Below are 20,179 nucleotides of genomic sequence, written 5' to 3'. Positions count from 1 at the left end.
GGTGACGGGCCCCTCGGCTCAGCCGGTGGTCACCTCGGCGGCCGCCTCCGCCCGCGCCGGCCGGACGGCGACGCTCCACTTCTCCTCGATGCGGGCCACCTTCCAGACGACCAGGGCGAGCACCCACGTGGCGAAGAACAGACCGACGATCACGAAGCCGACGGTGTTCAGGTCGAGGCCGCCGATCCAGTCCCAGAACGCCCCGTGCAGGCCGAGCTTGTCGGCGATCAGTCCGAGCAGCTCGACCGTGCCGATGATCAGCGCCACGGCCACGGACAGGGCGGTGATGGTGAGGTTGTAGTAGACCTTGCGCACCGGCTTGGAGAAGGCCCAGCCGTAGGCGAAGTTCATGAACGAACCGTCGATGGTGTCCAGCAGCGACATCCCCGCCGCGAACAGCACCGGCAGGCACAGGATCGCGTACCAGGGCAGACCCGACGCGGCACCGGAACCGGCGAGGACGAGCAGGGCGACCTCGGTCGCGGTGTCGAAGCCGAGGCCGAAGAGCAGGCCCAGCGGATACATCTGCCACGGCTTGGTGATCGACTTCATGACCCGGCCGAGCAGCCGGTTCATCAGCCCGCGGTTGTTGAGCTGCTCCTCCAGCGCGGCCTCGTCGAAGTGCCCGGCGCGCATCTTGCGGAAGACCTTCCAGATCCCGGCCAGGATCACGATGTTGAAGATCGCGATGAGGTAGAGGAAGGCACCGGAGACGGTGGTGCCGATCCAGCCGGTGATCTCGTGCAGCCGCGAGTTCTCGTCCTGTACGGGCCCGGCCAGCGCCTTGACGCCGAGCGAGAGCAGGAAGGTCAGGCCGAAGACGACGCTGGAGTGCCCCAGCGAGAACCAGAAGCCGACCGAGAGCGGGCGCTTGCCCTCGTGCATCAGCTTGCGGGTGGTGTTGTCGATCGCCGCGATGTGATCGGCGTCGAAGGCGTGCCGCATGCCGAGCGTGTACGCGGTGACGCCGATGCCGATCCCGAAGGACTTGGAGCCCAGGCTGTAGTGCTCGGGCGCGACGATGGCCACCAGGACGAACCACCCGACGACGTGCAGCGCGAGGATGAACGCGACCATGCCGCCCATCCGCCGCCACTCGGCCGCCGTCATCACGCCGGTGATCCGCTGCCAACGGGAGAGGGCTGGATCTTGGACGGCGGTCGTGGAGACCATGACGGCCCCTTCCTGATGGTGCGCAATTGACGGCACAAGGTAGGCGCGGGGCGCGCGCAGCTGCAAGTGGGTCGCATTAGTGGGCGGGGGCACGGGGCTGCGCGTGCGGCGCGGTGTGCGCCTCTTGTCCTGCGCCTGCGCCTGCGCTCTGGCGCGGTGCGGTGCCTGCGGGCCGGTGGGGGTTTCTCGCGCAGTTCCCCGCGCCCCTGATGTGGGCCATGTTTCATCGTCGGCCGCCGGCCCGGTGGGGGCGGTCAACGTCCAGACGTGCCCCGTCAGGGGCGCGGGGAACTGCGCGACCAGCCCAAGACGGCTCGCACCCGACGACGCACCCCAAAGGGGGCCCGGGGGCGAAGCCCCCGGAAGGACCCCCGGCGGGGAGCCGGAAGAACGCCCCGATCCACCCCGGTCTACGCGCATTGAGCGCGGCACGGCACCATGGTGTGAGCCCTTATACGCAACAAACAGCGGAGCAGGAGACAGCGGTGGACGTCCAAGGCACGGTGACGGCCGGTTTCGAACCGGTCCGGGACGCCTTCGCGGAGAACTTCGCCCGGCGCGGCGAGCGCGGCGCCGCCGTGGCCGTCTACCGGCACGGGCACAAGGTCGTCGACCTCTGGGCCGGCACCAAGGACGCCGACGGCTCCTCCACCGCGCCGTGGGAGCAGGGCACCGCCCAGGTCGTACGCTCCGCCACCAAGGGCGTCGCCGCCGCCGTCCCGCTCCTCCTGCACCAGCGCGGCCTCGTCGACCTGGACGCGCCCGTCGGCACGTACTGGCCCGAGTTCAAGGCGGCGGGCAAGGAGCGCGTCCTCGTCCGCCACCTGCTCTCGCACCGCGCCGGCCTGCCCGTCCTCGACACCCCGCTCACCCCGGCCCAGGCCGTCGACGGCGTCAGCGGCCCGGCCGCCCTCGCCGAGCAGGCGCCCGCCTGGGAGCCCGGCACCGCGCACGGCTACCACGCACAGACGTACAGCTGGCTCCTCGGCGAGCTCGTCCTGCGCGTCACCGGCCGCACGGTCGGCAGCTGGGTCGCGGAGGAGATAGCCGCGCCCTACGGCGCCGGCCTGTGGATCGGCCTGCCCGCCTCCGAGCAGGCGCGCGCCGGGCGGATCGCCGACGTCGAGCCGCCCGCCGACCCCGCCACGACGGGGCTGCGGATGCGTCCCAAGAAGGCCGTCTCCGACGCCTACCGCGACCCGGCCTCCCTCACCCGCCGCGCGTTCGCGGCCATCGAGCCCCAGGCCGACGAGAACGCCCCCGCCTACCGCGCCGCCGAACTCCCCGCCTCCGCGGGCGTCGCCACCGCCGACGGCCTGGCCCGCTTCTACGCCGCGCTCCTCGGCGACCTCGACGGCACGCGGCGGCTGTTCGCCCCGGCGACGCTCACCCTGGCCCGTACGGAGGAGTCGGCCGGACCGGACCGCGTCCTGGTGGTGGGCACCCGCTTCGGCCTCGGCTACATGCTGCACGGCGCCGCCTCCCCGCTGCTGGCCCCCGGCTCCTTCGGCCACCCCGGCCGCGGCGGCTCCCTCGGCTTCGCCGACCCCGAGTCGGGCATCTCCTTCGGCTATGTCACCAACGGCATGCAGAAGAACGTCACCGCCGACCCCCGCGCCCAGGCGCTCGTCCGCGCGGTGGGCGCCGCCCTCGCGTGATTGCCGGGCCCCGGCCCGGGTAGTGCTTGCCGCATGGCAGCACGCTTCGACGGCTACGCCGTACTGATCACCGGCGCGGGGCGCGGCATCGGCGCGGCCACCGCGCGGCGGTTCGCCACCGAGGGCGCGCGGGTCCTCGTCACCGACCTGGACGGTGAGCGCGCCGGGAAGGCGGCCGCCGCCCTGCGCGCCGACGGCCTGGCCGCCGAGTCCTTCCCCTGCGACGTCGCCGACCGGGCGGCGGTCGAGGCCGCCGTCGCCACCGCCGTCGACCGCTTCGGCCGGCTCGACGTCCTCGTCAACAACGCCCTGTCCTGCCACCCCGACGAGCGGTACGTCGAGGACACCTTGGACGAGGACTGGTTCCGCGACCTCGACGTCACGCTGACCGGCGCCTTCCGGTGCGTACGCGCGGCCATGCCGCACCTCGCCGCGGCGGACGGGCGCGGCTGCGTCGTCGCGGTCGGCTCGGTCAACGGCGAGCGGGACTTCGGCAACCACGCCTACAGCGCCGCCAAGGCGGGCCTCGCGAGCCTCACCCGGACCCTGGCCGGGCACTGCGCGGCGCGCGGCGTACGCGTCAACCTCGTCGCGCCCGGCACGGTCCACACCCCCAACTGGGACGGCCGCGAGGACGTGTTGGAGCGCGCCGCCCCGCTCTACCCCCTGGGCCGCGTCGGCCGCCCCGAGGATATCGCCGCCGCCGTGGCCTTCCTCGCCTCACCCGACGCGTCCTGGATCACGGGCATCACCCTGCCGGTGGACGGCGGCCTGCTCGCGACCGACCTGGGCCTGAAACGGGCGATGCGTGGCGGGTGAGCGGGCCGCCTGCGGCGGGTGGCGGGCCGCAGGCTACGAACTCACGGTCCGTGCGATTCAGCCCGTCCGGCGTTTGAGGGCACCGCGCGAAGCGCGGTCAGGGGGTCTGGGGCGAAGCCCCAGTTTCGGGAAGGGGCCGGGGTAGGGGAACAAAGCGCCGCAGGCGAAGCCCCCACGCGGCGGAGCCGCACATCAGACGCAGCCGGGAAGGGGCGGGGCTGGGGAACAAAGCGCCGCCGCAGGCGCCCGCTCACGGCATAAGCCAAGGCGCCTTCGCCAGCCCCCGCCCCGTCTCCAGATACGTCTTCAGATTGGAGAGCACCGCAGCCCACCCCCTCGCCGCCTCCGCCCGCTCCGCCTCGTCCGCGAGGTCCTCGTGGGTCACGGTGAGCCGGACGATCTCGCCGTACTCCTCGATCCCGAACGTCACCCTGGACGGCCCACCCGGCCGCTCCCCGCCGGGCAGCGCCCAGGTGGTCACCAGGCGCGTCGGCGGCGTGGCCTCCAGGACCGTGCCGACGACGTCGGCGACGTGCGTGCCGTCCGTCCGCCGGTGCTCCCAGGAGGAGCCGGGCTGCCAGTCGGAGACGTTGGCGTGACCCCAGTACGCGGCCGTCCGCTCGGCGTCGGTGAGCGCGCGCCAGACGTCGGCCGCGGAGCTCTCGATGTAGAGCACGTACGCGAAGGACGGCCGCCCCTCGCCGCCGGCCACCGCATCACTGTGTCGCATTTCGCCAGCCTAGGGGCGGATACGCCCGGCCGCCGCCCGGCTGTGGAACACGAGTGCTGAGCTGCGTGCTTGTGGACAACCGTGTCACCCTCTCGCGCCCCCGCACCCTCCATCGTCGGGCTGATCATCACCCGCCGCATACGCCGTACGGCTCGCGCGCCCGCCGCACCCACGCGCCCTCGTGGGGCCCGTGTCGTCCGCCCATACTCGAAACGCCGCCGGGGAACCGGCACTTGGCAGCCTCGACGAGGGAGTCACACCATGAGAGACACCGTCCGCCGCCTCGCCCGCATCGTGTCCGTGGCCGTGCTCACGCTGGCCGCCGTGCCCTGCGCCATGGCCGGTACGGCGCACGCGGCCACGACCATCCCGCAGCACTGCACCAGGATGGCCACCGGCACCGACCCCGCCTTCAGCTCGCTCGTCGGTGCGGCCGGAATCACGGTCCCCTCGAACGCCGCCGGAGGCACCGGCTGCACCAACGCACCCAACGGCGACTCCACGGTCAACATGTGCGCCTCGGACACGGGCGGCGGCTTGTTCTCGATCGGTCAGCCGCCGGAGGGCCACACCTGCCCATGACCCTCAGACGGCCCGGAAGTACGTGTACAGCCTGACGTCCGCGCCCGGCCGCCGCTCCGCCGCCTCGTAGGCCGCCGCGTCCGCCCACTCCGCGAGTTCGATCGCCCGGCCGCCGTCCGCGGTGACGTGCACGTGCGCGGCCAGCGCGCCGGGCTGCGGTTCGACGTCCGGGTGGGCGAGCGTGGAGACCGCGAGGATCCCCGCCGGGCGCTCGGCATCCAGCACGGTGCTGCGGTGCAGCCGGGTCCGGCTGAGCCCGGGCCGCTCGATGCCCGGCACGAGCCGGTCGACCCGGCTGATCACCGCGGGCCGCAGCGCCCGGGCGAACTCCAGGTGCTCCTCGTCACTCCGCCACTGCGCGTAATGCAGGATCCCGCTGCCGTCCACGTCGAGATAGGCGTGCTGAGCGAGATGCCCGGCGGGCTTCGCCCCGCTCCGCCACTCCTCGATGACGGCATCGGCGGCGAGCCGCGTCCGCTCGGGGGTCCCGGTGCCCCAGCGGCTGAGCAGGAAGGTCCCGGTATCGGGCCGGATGATGTCGTGCAGGCGGGGGTTCTTGATCGTCATGCCTGCGCACTCTGGTACCTCAAGTGAGCTTGAGGTCAAGAGTCGCTTTCCGGGCCGGGCCCCCTCCCCGCAAACCCCCGCGCGCCGTCCCCGGCACTCCCACAGGGGCGTTCCCTACGATGGCGCGGTGACCAGTGACACCGCGACCCAAGCCCGGCAGGGCCAGACCGCAGACGAGTGGCAGCCTGCGTGGCAGCGCAGACTCGGGCGGTTCGGCTATGCGCGCGGGCCGCAGCCGGACGTGCGGGAGCGGCTCGTGCCGGCGTTCCCCGAGCCCGGTACGCGGGTGTGGGCGCGGCTCGGCGCGGGGCCGGGGCGTGCGCGGCTGCTCGCGCGCTGGTCGGGGTGGACCGGCCCGCTGCTCGTCGCCCTCTTCGCCGGAATCCTCCGCTTCTGGAACCTCGGCAGCCCCAAGGCGGTGATATTCGACGAGACGTACTACGCCAAGGACGCCTGGGCCCTGTGGAAGTACGGCTACGAGGCGAAGTGGCCGGACAACATCAACGACAAGATCATCGCTGGTCACGACCAGATCGCCGACGCCCCCGGCTATGTCGTGCACCCGCCGATGGGCAAGTGGGTCATCGGCGTCGGTGAGTGGCTGTACGGGCTGAACCCTTTCGGCTGGCGTTTCATGGTCGCGCTGCTCGGCACGCTGTCGGTGCTGATGCTGTGCCGCATCGGCCGCCGCCTCTTCCGTTCCACCTTCCTCGGCTGCCTCGCGGGCGCCCTGCTCGCCGTCGACGGCCTGCACTTCGTGATGAGCCGCACCTCGCTGCTCGACTCGGTGCTGATGGTCTTCGTGCTGGCGGCCTTCGGCTGCGTCCTGGTGGACCGCGACAAGGCGCGGGCCCGCCTCGCCGCCGCGCTGCCCGTGGACGAGGACGGGCTCGCCCGCCCGGACGCGGACGTCGGCGGCGGGCTGAGGCTCGGGTGGCGGCCGTGGCGGATCGCCGCCGGCGTGTGCCTCGGCCTGGCCTGCGCCACGAAGTGGAACGGCGCCGTCTATCTGGCCGCCTTCGGCCTGCTGATCGTGCTCTGGGACATGGGCTCGCGCCGCGTCGCGGGCGCCCGCCACCCCGCCCTGGCCGCGCTCCGGCGCGACACCCCGTGGGCGTTCCTGGCGACCGTGCCGGTGGCCCTGGCCGTCTATCTCGCGTCGTGGACGGGGTGGTTCGTCAATAGCGGCACGTACAGCGAGAAGGAGGGCTGGCAGCACAGCGGCTTCTACCGGCACTGGGCGGAGACCAGCGGCGGCTACAGCCCGGACGGCTTCCTGGCCGGTGTCCTCAACCCGCTGCGCAGCCTGTGGCACTACGAGCACGAGGTGTGGAGGTTCAACACCAACCTCTCCTCGCCGCACACCTATCAGTCCAACCCCTGGAGCTGGCTCGTCCAGGCCCGCCCCGTGTCGTACTTCTACGAGTCCCCGGCGCCCGGCACCGACGGCTGCCCCAAGGACGCGGCCGACAAGTGCGCCCGCGAGGTGCTCGCGCTGGGCACGCCCCTGCTGTGGTGGGCGGCCTGTTTCGCGCTGCTGTATCTGATCTACCGCTGGGGATTCCGGCGCGACTGGCGCGCGGGCGCGGTGCTGTGCGCGGTCGCGGCGGGTTATCTGCCGTGGTTCATGTGGCAGGAACGCACGATCTTCGTCTTCTACGCGGTCGTCTTCGTACCGTTCCTGTGCCTGGCCCTCGCGATGATGATCGGGGCGATCCTGGGGCCGCCGGGATCCACGGAGCGGCGCCGGGTGCTCGGCGCGATCGGCGCGGGCACGCTCGTCCTGCTCATCGCCTGGAACTTCGTCTACTTCTACCCCCTCTACACCGGCCGCCCCATCCCCATCGAGGCATGGCGCAACCGGATGTGGTTCGACTCCTGGATCTGACGACTGGACCCGATGGCTGGATCCGAAAGCACCGCATGTGACGAAGTGTCAGACCCGGAACGGTGGATTCCGGCCATCTGGGCCCCTGTTGTCACCCCTGTCCCGTAGAGTCGCCGTCCAGAGGTTTTAATCACCTGATTAAAACCGTGGGTGGGGACCTGTAGGGGGATGGGACATGCACAAGGGAGCGAAGGTCGCGATCGGGGTCGTGGCCGCGGCGATGGCGGGGGCTGCGGGGCTCGGCGCGTACAACGTCGTGAACGCGGTCACGGACACCTCCGGCGGCCAGGCCGAGGCGGCGGCGCCCGTCAAGACCGGGCCGCCCACGGAGGCCGAGGTCGACAGAACCGCGCGCGACTTCCTCGCGGCCTGGGAGTCGGGCGACGCGAGCAAGGCCGCGGCCCTGACCGACAACGCCGCGGCGGCCACTGCTGCCCTCACGGGCTACCGCAAGACGGCCCACGTCGAGAAGGTCAGCTTCAGGCAGGGCGCCGCCACCGGCACCAAGGTGCCGTTCTCGGTCACCGCCGAGGTCGTCTACGGCACGCAGCGCGCCACCTGGAGCTACGAGTCCTCGCTCGGCGTCGTCCGCGGCAGGTCCACCGGGGCCGCCCTCGTCGACTGGCAGCCCGCGGTCGTCAACCCGCAGCTCTCCCAGGGCGAATCACTCACCACGGAAGTGAGTGGCGACCCGCAGATCACCGCCGTCGACCGCGACGGCACGACGCTGGACGCCAAGGACTACCCCTCGCTCGCCTCCGTACTGCCGGAGCTGCGCAAGCGGTACGGGCAGAAGGCCGGCGGCGAACCGGCCGTCGAGGTACGGGCCGTGGACCCCACGAGCCCCGGCAAGGCGCCGAAGACCCTGTACGTTCTCTCCAAGGGCAAGCCCGCGCAGCTGCGTACGACCATCGACGCGTCCGCGCAGCGCGCCGCCGAGTCCGCCGTCGACCGGCAGACCGACGCGTCCGTCGTCGCCGTGAAGCCCAGCACCGGCGAGATCCTGGCGATCGCCAACTCCAAGAAGACCGAGTTCAACGCGGCCCTCATGGGCCAGACCCCACCCGGCTCCACGATGAAGATCATCACCGCGGCGATGCTGCTGGAACAGGGCAAGGCCACCCCGAACAAGCCGGTGCCGTGCCCGAAGTACGCCACCTACGGCATGAAGTTCCACAACGTCGAGGAGAGCGAGAACCCCGGCGCCACCTTCGCCCAGGACTTCGCCGCCTCCTGCAACACCGCCTTCATCTCCTTCGCCGGCGAGGTCCCCGACGGCGCCCTCGCCGCCGAGGCCCGGGACGTCTTCGGCCTCGGCCAGGAGTGGAAGACGGGCCTGCCCAGCTACGACGGCAGCGTCCCCGCCGACCCCGACTCCGGCAAGGCCGCGGCGATGATCGGCCAGGGCCGGGTGCAGATGTCGCCCCTGAACATGGCCTCGGTCGCCGCGACCGTACGCGCCGGCTCCTTCCACCAGCCGTACGTCGTCGCGCCGTCCCTCGACAACCGCCCACTGGCACAGGCGTCCCGCGCCCTGCCGGCCACCGTGGCCCAGCAGCTGCGCTCGATGATGCGGCTCACCGCCGTCTCCGGCACGGGCAGCCGGGCCATGTCGGGGCTCGGCGACGACATCGGGGCGAAGACGGGCTCCGCGGAGATCGACGGGCAGCCGAAGCCGAATGGCTGGTTCGCGGGGTATCGGGGGGATGTGGCCGCGGCGGCGGTCGTTCCGGGCGGTGGCCATGGCGGGGATTCGGCTGGGCCGATTGTGGCTGCGGTGCTTCGGGCTGGTTGATCTTTTGTTTTCGGCTTTTCGCCTGCGGCGGGCTTTTGCTCCCCAGCCCCGCCCCTTCCCGGCTGCATCTGAATTTGCGGCTCCGCCGCGTGGGGGCGCTGCCCCAGACCCCGTTGTGGGGGTGCGTCGGCTGACGCGCAGCGCCTGCGGCGCTAGTCCTCAATCGCCGGACGGGCTGAAATTGCGTGCCCACATCAGCCAAATCCAGCCCGTCCGGGGGCACCTCTGGGGGCACCCCCGGACGGAGTCTGGGGGAGGTAGCTGGGGGAGTTTGAGGACACCGCGCGAAGCGCGGTTGGGGTCCGGGGTCTCCCCGGTTTCGGGAAGGGGCGGGGTAGGGGAACAAAGCCCGCCGCAGGCGCGGACAACCCGCAGCCGAGCCCGGGGCCGCCACCCGCACCCCCCACCCCTGAGAGGATGGAGCCGTGACCGGAACGCTCGTACTCGCAGGTACCCCCATCGGTGACGTCACAGACGCACCACCCCGCCTCGCCCAAGAACTCCTCGCCGCCGAAGTGATCGCCGCCGAGGACACCCGCCGCCTGCGCCGCCTCACCCAGGCGCTCGGCGTGCACACCACCGGCCGTGTGGTGTCGTACTTCGAGGGCAACGAGTCGGCCCGCACCCCGGAGCTCGTCGAGGCGCTGGCCGGTGGGGCGCGCGTGCTGCTGGTCACCGACGCGGGGATGCCCTCCGTCTCCGACCCCGGCTATCGCCTGGTCGCCGCCGCCGTGGAGCGGGACATCAAGGTCACGGCCGTGCCGGGGCCCTCCGCGGTGCTGACGGCGCTCGCGGTGAGCGGGCTGCCGGTGGACCGGTTCTGCTTCGAGGGGTTCCTGCCCCGCAAGGCGGGCGAGCGGCTCGGGCGGCTGCGCGAGGTCGCGGACGAGCGCCGGACGCTGGTCTATTTCGAGGCGCCGCACCGGCTGGACGACACCCTCGCCGCCATGGCCGAGGTGCTGGGCGCCGACCGCCGCGCCGCCGTGTGCCGCGAGCTGACGAAGACCTACGAAGAGGTCAAGCGCGGCCCCCTGAAGGAGCTCGCCGCCTGGGCGGCCGAGGGCGTGCGCGGCGAGATCACCATCGTGGTCGAGGGCGCCGCCGAGCCCGGCCCGCAGGATCTCGACGCGACCGAGCTGGTGCGCCGGGTGCGGGTGCGGGAGGAGGCGGGCGAGCGCCGCAAGGAGGCCATCGCGGCCGTGGCCGCCGAAGCAGGCCTACCCAAGCGAGAGGTGTTCGATGCCGTCGTGGCGGCAAAGAATGCCGCACAGCAGGGCCCATCCACGGGTAAAGGACTATCGTGAAAAGCAAAGCTTAGGCCTTGTGGCCAGGCACTTTGGACAGTGCGCCGCCAAGTTTGCCCCAATTCGGGGCAGGGCTGCTGCGTCATCGCCGGGATAGGCGTTCCCTGTACGTGGGACGTCCGATCCCGGAGATAACTTGTCCTCAGGACAAGAGGAGCTGCCATGAGCGAGATCGCAGGAACCTCGAACGGTGTCCGGCCGATAGCCACCCGGCCCCCGGTGCCCGCGCAGGGCACAGCCGAGCCTGCCCACGAGTCGTACTCCTTCGCTTGCATGCGATGCGGGCACGGCTGGGAGCAGTCGTACGAGATCCAGCACCACACCGACACCGAGGGTCGGCCCTTCGTGGTCTATTACGCGGACGGCTCGCGCGTTCCGTCGCCGCTGACCAACCCCACCTGCGAGAACTGCGGCGAGCACGTCGTGCGCATCATGCGCTCCGGCCGGGTCTCCAAGATCGCCGATGTGCTGCACAGCCCGGCGAAGTCGGCCGTGCCGGCCACCGGCCAGGCGCCCGCGGGCCCGCTCGCGGCCGCGCCGGGCGAGCCTGGTGAGGCCACCGGGACACCGGAACACGAGCACGAGCACCACTGGCACCTGTCGGACCTGCTGCACCCCTTCCACCACCGGAAGTGAGCCCGGTCCGCCGCGATCTCTAGAATCGCGTGCATGGCGGCAACAGCATCGAACAGCGGCAACTCCGGCAGTAAGCGGAATCAGAACGACAAGGACGTCCCTCCGCCGCTCCCGGAGCCGCTGGCGGTGCCCGTCGCCGACTCCCACACCCACCTGGATATGCAGCAGGGGTCTGTGGAAGAAGCCCTCGCCAAGGCCGCGTCCGTCGGCGTGACCACCGTCATCCAGGTCGGGTGCGACGTGGCGGGCTCCACGTGGGCGGCCGAGACCGCCGCCGCACACGAGAGCGTCTGGGCCGCCGTGGCCCTCCACCCCAACGAAGCCCCCCGGATCGTGCTCGGCGACCCCGACGGCTGGTCCCGGCAGGGCGCCCGCGAGCCCGGCGGCGACGCCGCCCTCGACGCGGCCCTGGAGCGCATAGACGCCCTGGCCGCGCTGCCGCACGTCCGCGGCGTGGGCGAGACGGGCCTGGACTATTTCCGCACCGGCCCCGAGGGCATGGCCGCCCAGGAGCGCTCCTTCCGCCGCCACATCGACATCGCCAAGCGGCACGGCAAGGCCCTGGTCATCCACGACCGCGAGGCCCACGACGACGTCCTGCGGGTCCTGCGCGAGGAGGGCGCGCCCGAGACGGTCGTCTTCCACTGCTACTCCGGCGACGCCGAGATGGCCAAGGTCTGCGCCGAGGCGGGCTACTACATGTCGTTCGCCGGGAACGTCACCTTCAAGAACGCCCAGCACCTCCGCGACGCACTCGCCGTGGCCCCTCTCGACCGCATCCTGGTGGAGACCGACGCGCCCTTCCTGACCCCGATGCCGTATCGCGGACGGCCCAACGCGCCGTACCTCATTCCGGTCACTTTGCGCGCGATGGCCGGCTACCGCGGCGTCGCGGAGGACGCCCTGGCCACGGCGGTCGCCGAGAACACCGCAAGGGCGTTCGGCTACTGACGGATGAGTGTGCGACACAGTGTGACTATCTGACTTTGGAGAGTGACCCTCCCTCCGCTACAGTCCCGGGCCGATAGCTCGACCCAGGGGAGTGTCGCGTGACTCATGCACCGGGCAGCCCCCGTGCCGCACGTCGCGGTGCGCCGGAAGCACCGCCGCTTTACGACCCGTACAACCCGTACGAGCCGGCCACGCCGTACGGCACCTACGCCCCGTACGTGCCCTATGACGTGCCCGGGCCCGAGGACCGCTACGGGATATACGAGCCGCCGGTCACCGGCCCCTACGACCCCTTCCTGCCCGAGCCCCGGGAGGCCGGGCCGTACGAGCCGCAGGACCTCCACGAGCCGCCGCACCTGCCCCGCCAGCCGCTCGCCCCGCAGGGCCCGGACGAGCCCGCCGCCGGCCCTGACGCCTCCGAGCCGTCCACCGGGGACAGCGGGGACAGCGGCGACCGTGGTGACCGCGGGGCCTCCCACCGGGGCGCCGGGCGCCGCAAGCGGGCCGGTGAGCGCCCCGACGCCCTGCGCAAGCTGATCCCGCAGGCCCTCGTCGTGGCCTTCCTCGCCGGCGGCACGTCCTCCTTCGTCGCCGCCGACAAGACCGTCCGGCTGGACGTCGAGGGCAAGGCCCGCACCCTGCACACCTTCGCCGACAGCGTCGACGAACTCCTCGCCGACCAGCACGTCGCCCTCGGCGAACACGACGCCGTCACCCCCGGCCACCACCACGGCCTCACCGCCGGCGACGAGATCTCCGTCCGCTACGGACGCCCCCTCGCCCTCACCCTCGACGGCCGCCACCACCAGGTGTGGACCCACGCCCGCACCGTCGACGGCGCCCTGCGCGAGCTCGGCGTACGGGCCGAGGGCGCCTACCTCTCCGCCGCCCGCACCGCCCCCATCTCCCGCCACGGCCTCGACCTCGACGTACGCACCGAGCGCACCGTCACCTTCATGGCCGACGGCCGCGAGCGCACCATCCGCACCAACGCCGCCACCGTCCACGAGGCCGTCGAGGCCGCCGGCATCACCCTGCACGGCCAGGACACCACCTCCGTGGACCCCGACAGCTTCCCCCGCGAGGGCCAGACGATCTCCGTCATGCGGATCACCGGCACCGAGGAGACCCGCGAGACCCCCATCGACTTCGACACCGAGCGCCACGAGGACCCCACCCTCTACAAGGGCACCGAGGTCGTCTCCCAGCGCGGCGAGAAGGGCGTCGAGCGCACCACCTACGCCCTGCGCATCGTCAACGGCGTCAGGCAGAAGCCCACCAAGATCTCCTCCGAGACCGTCCGCGAACCCCGCACCGAGATCGTCCGGGTCGGCACCAAGCCCCGCCCCACCACCGTCCAGGGCGCCGAGGGGCTCAACTGGAGCGGCCTCGCCCAGTGCGAGGCCGGTGGCCGGCCCGACGCCGTCGACCCCTCCGGCACCTACGGCGGCCTCTACCAGTTCGACGTCCACACCTGGCAGTCCCTCGGCGGCAGCGGCCGCCCCCAGGACGCACCCGCCTCCGAGCAGACCCTGCGGGCCAAGAAGCTGTACGTCAGCCGGGGGGCGACCCCGTGGCCCGTGTGCGGCCGTAAACTTCACGGGTGAGCTCCAGCCCCAGCACAGACGACTCCGGCGCCCTCCTCGGCCCCGCGGACATCCGCGAGCTGGCCGCAGCCTTGGGGGTACGCCCCACCAAGCAGCGCGGCCAGAACTTCGTGATCGACGCCAACACCGTCCGGCGCATCGTCCGGACCGCCGAGGTGCGGCCCGACGACGTCGTCGTCGAGGTCGGCCCCGGGCTCGGGTCCCTGACCCTCGCCCTGCTGGAGGCCGCCGACCGGGTCACCGCCGTCGAGATCGACGACGTCCTCGCCGCCGCCCTCCCCGCGACCATCGCCGCCCGGCTGCCCGCCCGCGCCGACCACTTCGCACTCGTGCACAGCGACGCCATGCAGGTGCGGGAGCTTCCGGGCCCGGCCCCCACGGCGCTCGTCGCCAACCTGCCCTACAACGTCGCCGTGCCCGTCCTGCTCCACATGCTCGCCCAGTTCCCCACCATCGAGCGCACCCTCGTCATGGTCCAGGCCGAGGTCGCCGACCGCCTCGCGGCCGCCCCCGGCTCCAAGGTCTACGGCGTGCCGTCCGTGAAGGCCGCCTGGTACGCCCATGTGAAGCGCGCCGGGTCCATCGGGCGGAACGTCTTCTGGCCCGCGCCGAACGTCGATTCCGGGCTCGTGTCCCTCGTGCGGCGCGCGAAGCCGATCGAGACGACGGCTTCGCGCGAAGAGGTCTTCGCGGTCGTGGACGCCGCGTTCGCGCAGCGGCGGAAGACGCTTCGGGCGGCGCTGTCCGGTTGGGCGGGGTCTGCTGCGGCGGCGGAGGCGGCGCTGGTCGCGGCCGGGGTTTCGCCGCAGGCGCGGGGGGAGTCTCTGACGGTGGACGAGTTCGTGGCGATTGCTGAGCGCAAGGTGTAGGTGCGGGTTGCTTGTGCGCTGGGGTGGGGTGGCCTCAATCGCCGGCCGGGCTCGGGTGGTGGCTGGGGCCGGGGGTGGGGGCGCCCGGGGGGGGGCCCCGGCCCCCGGGGGGGGGGGGGGTGGCCAATTTTACAGTTTAGTATTACCCCCGATAAAAAAACCACCCAACCCCCCCCCCCCCCCCCCGGGCGGGGCGGGGGGGGGGGCGGGGGCGGGGGGGGGCCCCTCCGGGCTGGGAACCTGGAACGCGGTGCGTGCGGTAATGCGCATTGAGCACTGTGACGATGCACCGCGTTCCAGAACCCCACCCTCCGGCCCCACCCCCTCCCGCCGGAGGGCAACATCAGGGCCGTGGGACGTGCCCGTCTTGCCTTTCTCGCCGGGCCCGCCGGTCTCTTCTTTTCAGCCGGGCGCGCCGCTTTTGCTTTTCAGCCCGTCCGGCGTTTGAGGACAACGCGCGAAGCGTGTTGCTGGGGGCCAGGGGCGCAGCCCCAGTTCCGGGGCACGCGGCGTCGTGGGGGTCTGGGGGCTTGCCCCCAGTTTCGGGAAGGGGCGGGGCTGGGGAACAAGACAGCCCGTCCGGCGCTTGAGGACGCGGCCGCAGGCCGCCCCCGCCGCAGGCGGTGAACTGACCCGCAGCCGGGGGGCCGGGGCACGCAGCCCAGGTTTCGGGAAGGGGCGGGGCTGGGGGAAAGCCCGCCGCAGGCGCCAGCCGACCCGCGGCCGGGGGCCCGGGGCGTGAGCCCCGGTCGGGATCCCGTCGATAACATCGACTCCCACACCGACCCGAGGAGCCAGCCGAAGTGACCGCCGTCACCGTCCGCGTACCCGCCAAGGTCAACGCCCAGCTAGCAGTAGGCGGCGCCCGCCCAGACGGCTTTCACGCCCTGGCCAACGTCTTCCTCGCCGTAGGCCTCCACGACAAGATCACCGTCACCGAAGCCGACACCCTGAAGATCACCTGCGAGGGCCCGGACGCAGCGCAGGTCCCCCTCGACGCCACCAACCTCGCGGCGCGCGCGGCGCTCGCCCTGGGCGCGCGGTATGGGCGCGAGCCCCGGGTGCACATTCACATCGCCAAGGACATCCCCGTCGCCGGCGGCATGGCCGGCGGCAGTGCGGATGGCGCGGGCGCGCTGCTGGCGTGTGATGCCCTGTGGGGCACGGGTGCCTCCCGTGAGGAACTCCTCGACATCTGCGCCGAGCTCGGCAGCGACGTCCCCTTCAGCCTCGTCGGCGGGGCCGCGCTCGGGCGTGGCCGGGGTGAGATCCTCACGCCGCTGCCGGTGGGCGGTACGTTCCACTGGGTGTTCGCCGTCGCCGACGGCGGGCTCTCCACGCCCGCCGTCTACGCCGAGTGCGACCGCCTGCGGGTCGCCTCCGGCACGGGCGCCACGTCGGCCGACGTGCCCGACCCCGAGCCCTCGCCCGCCCTCCTCGACGCCCTCCGCACCGGCGACCCGCTCGCCCTCGCCGCCTCCGTCTCCAACGACCTCCAGGCCGCCGCCGTCTCCCTCCGCCCCTCCCTCGTGGACACCCTGGACGCGGGTACGGAAGCGGGCGCGCTGGCCGCGATGGTCTCCGGCTCGGGCCCGACGACGGCATTCCTGGTACAGGACGCCGAATCCGCCGAGAAGGTCGCCGCCGCCCTCAGTGCCTCCGGTACGTGCCGGGCCGTACGCGTTACCTCCGGCCCGGTGCAGGGTGCGACTGTGTTGTAGCCCCGTTCACCCGTGCGGGGAGAATTCCTTCGAATTGGGCCTGTATGCGGCTTGCTTGTGCCTAGCCTCCGTTGGTACCGACAGAGGTACGAAGGGGCAGGGTGCGAGATGGGTGAACTCTCCCAGCCGCCGATGGCGTGGCGGTTGTCCGGGAACCAAGTCAAGCTGTGGCGCACGGAAGCGAACATCTCCCGCGAGGAACTGGCCGAAGAGGCCGGGTACGGTCCGGAAACCATCAAGTCCATGGAGCAGGGCAGGCGGCGGCCCACCCAGCGTCTCCTGGAGATCGCCGACCAAATGTGCGGTGCGAACGGGAAGTTGGCGGCGGTCCATCCGTATTTGGAGCCGGACAAGTTCGTCAGTCGGGTGCGCGAGTACATGGCTATCGAGGCCGAAGCGGTCGCCCAATGCTGGTACGACGTGCTGCTCATCCCCGGGCTGTTGCAGACCGAGGAATACGCACGCGTGCTCATGGCCAGTCACTGCCCACCCGTGGACGACAGCACCGTCGAGGCGCGAGTTGCGGGGCGGATGGAGCGTCAGGCGCTGCTGATGAGGCCGACCACGCTGTTCAGCTTCGTGATCCATGAGGCCGCACTGAGGGGGCTTGTGGGCGGCCCGGAGGTGATGAAGAGTCAGCTCAACCGCCTTCTGGAAGTGGGCGAGTTGCGCAACGTATCCATCCAAGTGCTGCCCCTCGGGCAGGGCGCCGGCCCGGCGATCGGTGGCTCGTTCTCGCTGCTGGAGGTCCCCGGGCACAGGCACTACGGCTATCAAGAGGCGCAGGGGACGAGCATGTTGTATACGGATCCGGAGAAGGTAGGCGAGCTCGCGAAACGCCATTCCATGATCCGTATGTGTGCGCTCGACGCCGAAGGCTCAGCCCAATTCATCAGAAAGGTGGCGGAAGAGCTGTGAGCAGTGAACCAGCATGGTCTAAGTCGAGCTACAGCCAAACCGAGGGCGACCAATGCGTCGAAGTCGCCCTCTCCCACACCGTCCACATACGTGACTCCAAGCGCAAGGACGGCCCCAGAATCGCCATAGGGGCCCATGCCTGGGCGGCCTTCATCACCTACGCCGCAGCTGACACGACCGACGGGTAGGGCTACCCCCACCCCCCATCGACCTGCTGCTCCCATGGGCCGGAACCGCGCCGCTCCCTAGCGTGGACCCGTAAGCCGGACAGCAAGAAATAGGGGCGTGGCCGTCGATGATGGGGAAGCTCGCAGCGCGGTCGCTGCGGTATCGGATAGGCGGATTCACCGCCACTTTCCTCGCCCTCTTCATCGGCGCCACGCTCGTCATGGCGTGCGGCGGGCTGATGGAGACCGGCATCCGCAATAACGTCCCGCCGCAGCGCCTCGCGGGCGCCGACATCCTCGTCGCCGGTGACCGGACGCACGAGGTGAAGACGAGCAAGAAGCACAAGAAGACCACCACGCTTCCTGAACGGGTCGAGATTCCGGCCGAGTTGGCCGACAAGGTAGGAGCCGTGCCCGGGGTCCGTACGGCCGTCGGGGAGCGGACCTTCGACGCGGCGGTGCTCGGTGGCGGGGAACCCGCGAAGGCGGAGGCGCACGGCTGGGAATCCGCGGCGCTCACCCCGTACGCCCTCACCTCCGGCGGCGCGCCCGCGCAGGGGGAGGTCGTTCTCGACGGCGGGACCGCCCGCCGGGCGGGCGTCGGCGTGGGGGACGACGTACGGATCGTCGCGCACGGCGGCTCGGCCACGTACCGCGTGAGCGGTGTGGCCACCGCGCGGGACGTGCCGCGGCCGACGCTGTTCTTCTCCATGGCCGACGCCGTGCGGCTGTCCGGGCGGCCGGACACGGTCGCCGACATCGCGGTCGCCCTCGCGCCCGGCGCGGACCGGGGTACCGTGCGCAAGGGGGTCGCCGAGGCGCTCGCGGGTCAGCGCGTGACCCTGCTGACCGGTGACGACCGCGGCAGCGTCGAGCACCCCGAGGTGGTCCAGGGCGGCGAGGACCTGGTCGCGCTCTCCGGGGTGGTCGGCGGGCTGGTCGTGCTGGTGGCGGTGTTCGTCGTGGCCGGTACGGTCGCGCTGTCCGCGCAGCAGCGCGGCCGCGAACTCGCCCTCCTGCGGGCGATCGGCGCGACCCCGCGCCAGCTGCGGCGCATGCTGCTGGGCGAGACGCTGATGGTCATGGTCCTCGCCGCGGCGGCGGCCTGGCCCGCGGGGCCGCTGGCGGGGCGGTGGCTCTACGACACGCTCGTCGACAGCGGAATGATCGCGGAGACGGTCGAGTTCAGCCAGGGCTGGATCCCGGCGATGCCCGCGTACGGGGCGCTGCTGCTGACCGCCGTGGCCGGCGGTCTCCTCGGCTGCACGCGGGCGGTCAAGGCCAAGCCGGTGGAGGCGCTGGGGGAGACGGCCGTACCGAAGGACCGGCTGCATCCCGTGCGCATCGCCGTCGGGCTGCTGTTCCTCGCGGGCACGGTCGCGCTGACGCTGGTCACCTCGCTCGTGCTGCGCGGCCCGGTGGCCGCCAGCACGGCGGGCCCGACGGTGATGTGCTGCGCGATCGCGCTGGCCCTGCTGGGCCCGTGGTTCACCAAGGCCGTCACCGTGCTGCTCCACTGGCCCGTACGCCTCCTCACCGGCGCGCCCGGCAGGCTGGCCGCCATCAACTGCCGTGCGCGCGCTGCCAAGATGGCGGCGATCGCCACCCCCGTCATGCTGGCCAGCGCCCTCGCCACGGGCATGCTCTACCTCCAGACCACGCAGGCCGCCATGACCGACAAGGCGTTCAGCGAGGACCTGCGGGCCGACGCGGTGATCACGACCGCGGCGGGCGGCGTGGACCCGGCACTGCTCGACCGGGTGCGCGCGGTGCCGGGTGTCACGGCGGCGGGTGCGTACGTCACCAGCACCGGCTACACCGACGCCAAGGCCGATCCCAAGAAGGGCCTCCCCCTGAGGGGCGTCAGCGCGGACGGCGTCACGCAGACCCTCACCACCGAGGCGAGCGCGGGCAGCCTGCGCGACCTGCGCGGCGCGGCCGTCGCCCTCCCCGAGAGCGTGGCGCACCGCCTGCACCGCGCGGTGGGCGACGAGATGCGGCTGCGCCTGGGCGACGGGGCGGTGGTGGACGTACGCGTCGTCGCCCTCTTCAAGGGCCGCGAGGGCTTCGAGACTCTGCTCACCAGCGCGGAACTCCTCGCTCCGCACACGACGACGGGCCTGCCGTCCCAGATCCTGGTACGCACCGCTCCGGGCACGGACCTCTCCGCCGTGGCGGGGCCGGGCATGAAGATCAGCGGCCGCGACACGGTGCTGGCCGCCCACGCCCACGACAACCGCACGCAGGCGTCGGTCAACTACCTGATCATCGCGATGCTCGTCGGCTACACGGTGCTTTCCGTCGTGAACACGACTGCTGTCGCCGTGGGCAACCGCCGGGGCGAGTTCGCGCTCCAGCGGCTGGTGGGGGCCACGCGGTGGCAGGTCCTCCGGATGATGACGGTGGAGGGCGTGCTGGTGGCGGTCGTGGGCCTGCTGCTGGGGACTGTCGCGGCGGCGACGACGCTTGTTCCTTTCGGGGTGGCGGCGTCTTGCGGTGTGTCTGGGCCGGTGTGGATCTATGCGGCGGTGGTTTGTGGGGGGCTGGGGGTGACCCTGCTTTCCACTCTTGTGCCGGTGGGGTGGGCGCTTCGTTCTCGACCGGTGGAGGTGGCGGGGTAGGGGGCGCCTGCGGCGGGCTTGTTCCCCTACCCCGTCCCGAACCGGGGCACGCGCCCCAGGCCCCCGGCTGCGGGCCCGTTGCGCCTGCGGCGGGCCTGTTCCCCTACCCCGCCCCTTCCCGAAACTGGGGCTCTGCCCCAGACCCCGACCTGCGGGTCCGTTGCCTCCCCCAG

General features: G+C 72.2%; 17 protein-coding genes. 14 read left to right on the top strand and 3 right to left on the bottom strand.

Annotation, left to right across the window (positions count from 1 at the left end; translation table 11 throughout):
* Positions 1-18 precede the first annotated feature (18 nt).
* Positions 19-1,110, bottom strand: a complete 1,092-nt coding sequence (locus ACFY1P_RS25105; protein ID WP_390751971.1) for a HoxN/HupN/NixA family nickel/cobalt transporter — start codon at positions 1,108-1,110, stop codon at positions 19-21.
* Positions 1,111-1,658: 548 nt separating this feature from the next.
* On the opposite strand from ACFY1P_RS25105, the gene ACFY1P_RS25100 reads away from it, so the two are divergent.
* Positions 1,659-2,831, top strand: a complete 1,173-nt coding sequence (locus tag ACFY1P_RS25100) for a serine hydrolase domain-containing protein (protein ID WP_361534281.1) — start codon at positions 1,659-1,661, stop codon at positions 2,829-2,831.
* Positions 2,832-2,864: 33 nt separating this feature from the next.
* On the top strand, positions 2,865-3,650 hold the full coding sequence (locus ACFY1P_RS25095; RefSeq protein WP_361534278.1) for an SDR family oxidoreductase: 786 nt from the start codon (positions 2,865-2,867) through the stop codon (positions 3,648-3,650).
* Positions 3,651-3,900: 250 nt separating this feature from the next.
* Here ACFY1P_RS25095 and ACFY1P_RS25090 read toward each other — a convergent pair whose 3' ends face one another.
* A complete protein-coding gene (locus ACFY1P_RS25090; RefSeq protein ID WP_390751933.1) occupies positions 3,901-4,380 on the bottom strand; it encodes an SRPBCC family protein in 480 nt (159 codons plus the stop codon).
* A gap of 261 nt (positions 4,381-4,641) precedes the next feature.
* On the opposite strand from ACFY1P_RS25090, the gene ACFY1P_RS25085 reads away from it, so the two are divergent.
* Positions 4,642-4,962 carry a hypothetical protein gene (locus ACFY1P_RS25085; protein ID WP_390751932.1) on the top strand — a complete coding sequence of 107 codons (321 nt, stop codon included), beginning with the start codon at positions 4,642-4,644 and terminating at the stop codon, positions 4,960-4,962.
* Positions 4,963-4,965: 3 nt separating this feature from the next.
* On the opposite strand, the gene ACFY1P_RS25080 is transcribed toward ACFY1P_RS25085, so the two are convergent.
* Complete coding sequence (locus tag ACFY1P_RS25080; protein WP_390751931.1) at positions 4,966-5,529, bottom strand: hypothetical protein; 564 nt, start codon at positions 5,527-5,529, stop codon at positions 4,966-4,968.
* 127 nt (positions 5,530-5,656) lie between these two features.
* On the opposite strand from ACFY1P_RS25080, the gene ACFY1P_RS25075 reads away from it, so the two are divergent.
* The 11 genes from ACFY1P_RS25075 to ACFY1P_RS25025 all read left to right on the top strand — a co-directional run bounded on the left by ACFY1P_RS25075 (position 5,657) and on the right by ACFY1P_RS25025 (position 20,006).
* Positions 5,657-7,417, top strand: a complete 1,761-nt coding sequence (locus tag ACFY1P_RS25075; protein ID WP_390751930.1) for a dolichyl-phosphate-mannose--protein mannosyltransferase — start codon at positions 5,657-5,659, stop codon at positions 7,415-7,417.
* A gap of 175 nt (positions 7,418-7,592) precedes the next feature.
* The gene (locus ACFY1P_RS25070) at positions 7,593-9,212 is read left to right on the top strand and encodes a penicillin-binding transpeptidase domain-containing protein (RefSeq protein ID WP_361528905.1); all 1,620 of its coding nucleotides are present in this window, start codon (positions 7,593-7,595) and stop codon (positions 9,210-9,212) included.
* Between the two features lie 425 nt (positions 9,213-9,637).
* On the top strand, positions 9,638-10,516 hold the full coding sequence (rsmI, locus tag ACFY1P_RS25065) for a 16S rRNA (cytidine(1402)-2'-O)-methyltransferase (RefSeq protein ID WP_361528903.1): 879 nt from the start codon (positions 9,638-9,640) through the stop codon (positions 10,514-10,516).
* A 162-nt stretch (positions 10,517-10,678) separates the two neighbouring features.
* A complete protein-coding gene (locus ACFY1P_RS25060; RefSeq protein WP_361528901.1) occupies positions 10,679-11,152 on the top strand; it encodes a hypothetical protein in 474 nt (157 codons plus the stop codon).
* A gap of 33 nt (positions 11,153-11,185) precedes the next feature.
* Positions 11,186-12,103 carry a TatD family hydrolase gene (locus ACFY1P_RS25055; RefSeq protein ID WP_361528899.1) on the top strand — a complete coding sequence of 306 codons (918 nt, stop codon included), beginning with the start codon at positions 11,186-11,188 and terminating at the stop codon, positions 12,101-12,103.
* A 98-nt stretch (positions 12,104-12,201) separates the two neighbouring features.
* A complete protein-coding gene (locus ACFY1P_RS25050) occupies positions 12,202-13,710 on the top strand; it encodes a ubiquitin-like domain-containing protein (RefSeq protein ID WP_390751929.1) in 1,509 nt (502 codons plus the stop codon).
* Positions 13,707-14,579: a 16S rRNA (adenine(1518)-N(6)/adenine(1519)-N(6))-dimethyltransferase RsmA gene (gene rsmA, locus ACFY1P_RS25045; protein ID WP_390751928.1), complete on the top strand. Its 873-nt coding sequence runs from the start codon at positions 13,707-13,709 to the stop codon at positions 14,577-14,579. The genes ACFY1P_RS25050 and rsmA overlap by 4 nt, the downstream gene beginning before the upstream one ends.
* A gap of 803 nt (positions 14,580-15,382) precedes the next feature.
* On the top strand, positions 15,383-16,300 hold the full coding sequence (locus ACFY1P_RS25040; RefSeq protein ID WP_361528893.1) for a 4-(cytidine 5'-diphospho)-2-C-methyl-D-erythritol kinase: 918 nt from the start codon (positions 15,383-15,385) through the stop codon (positions 16,298-16,300).
* Between the two features lie 108 nt (positions 16,301-16,408).
* Positions 16,409-17,218, top strand: coding sequence for a Scr1 family TA system antitoxin-like transcriptional regulator (locus tag ACFY1P_RS25035; RefSeq protein ID WP_390751927.1), 810 nt, complete (start codon positions 16,409-16,411; stop codon positions 17,216-17,218).
* Complete coding sequence (locus ACFY1P_RS25030) at positions 17,215-17,406, top strand: DUF397 domain-containing protein (RefSeq protein WP_390751926.1); 192 nt, start codon at positions 17,215-17,217, stop codon at positions 17,404-17,406. Before ACFY1P_RS25035 ends, ACFY1P_RS25030 begins: the two co-directional genes overlap by 4 nt.
* A gap of 107 nt (positions 17,407-17,513) precedes the next feature.
* Entirely contained in the window at positions 17,514-20,006 is a 2,493-nt protein-coding gene (locus ACFY1P_RS25025) for an ABC transporter permease (protein ID WP_390751925.1), read from the top strand.
* Positions 20,007-20,179 lie beyond the last annotated feature (173 nt).

This window comes from Streptomyces sp. NPDC001407 (assembly GCF_042895325.1).
GTDB lineage: Bacteria > Actinomycetota > Actinomycetes > Streptomycetales > Streptomycetaceae > Streptomyces.
The sequence above is the reverse complement of the archived record's forward strand: the minus strand, read 5'-3'. Positions and strand labels throughout refer to the sequence as shown.

Excerpts from the sequence above, each read along its gene's own strand:
- ACFY1P_RS25085 (WP_390751932.1), top strand. The coding sequence starts at position 4,642 with ATGAGAGACACCGTCCGCCGCCTCGCCCGCATCGTGTCCGTGGCCGTG.
- ACFY1P_RS25060 (WP_361528901.1), top strand. The coding sequence starts at position 10,679 with ATGAGCGAGATCGCAGGAACCTCGAACGGTGTCCGGCCGATAGCCACC.
- ACFY1P_RS25105 (WP_390751971.1), bottom strand. The coding sequence starts at position 1,110 with ATGACGGCGGCCGAGTGGCGGCGGATGGGCGGCATGGTCGCGTTCATC.
- ACFY1P_RS25070 (WP_361528905.1), top strand. The coding sequence starts at position 7,593 with ATGCACAAGGGAGCGAAGGTCGCGATCGGGGTCGTGGCCGCGGCGATG.
- ACFY1P_RS25095 (WP_361534278.1), top strand. The coding sequence starts at position 2,865 with ATGGCAGCACGCTTCGACGGCTACGCCGTACTGATCACCGGCGCGGGG.
- ACFY1P_RS25080 (WP_390751931.1), bottom strand. The coding sequence starts at position 5,529 with ATGACGATCAAGAACCCCCGCCTGCACGACATCATCCGGCCCGATACC.
- ACFY1P_RS25025 (WP_390751925.1), top strand. The coding sequence starts at position 17,514 with ATGATGGGGAAGCTCGCAGCGCGGTCGCTGCGGTATCGGATAGGCGGA.
- ACFY1P_RS25035 (WP_390751927.1), top strand. The coding sequence starts at position 16,409 with ATGGGTGAACTCTCCCAGCCGCCGATGGCGTGGCGGTTGTCCGGGAAC.
- ACFY1P_RS25055 (WP_361528899.1), top strand. The coding sequence starts at position 11,186 with ATGGCGGCAACAGCATCGAACAGCGGCAACTCCGGCAGTAAGCGGAAT.
- ACFY1P_RS25090 (WP_390751933.1), bottom strand. The coding sequence starts at position 4,380 with ATGCGACACAGTGATGCGGTGGCCGGCGGCGAGGGGCGGCCGTCCTTC.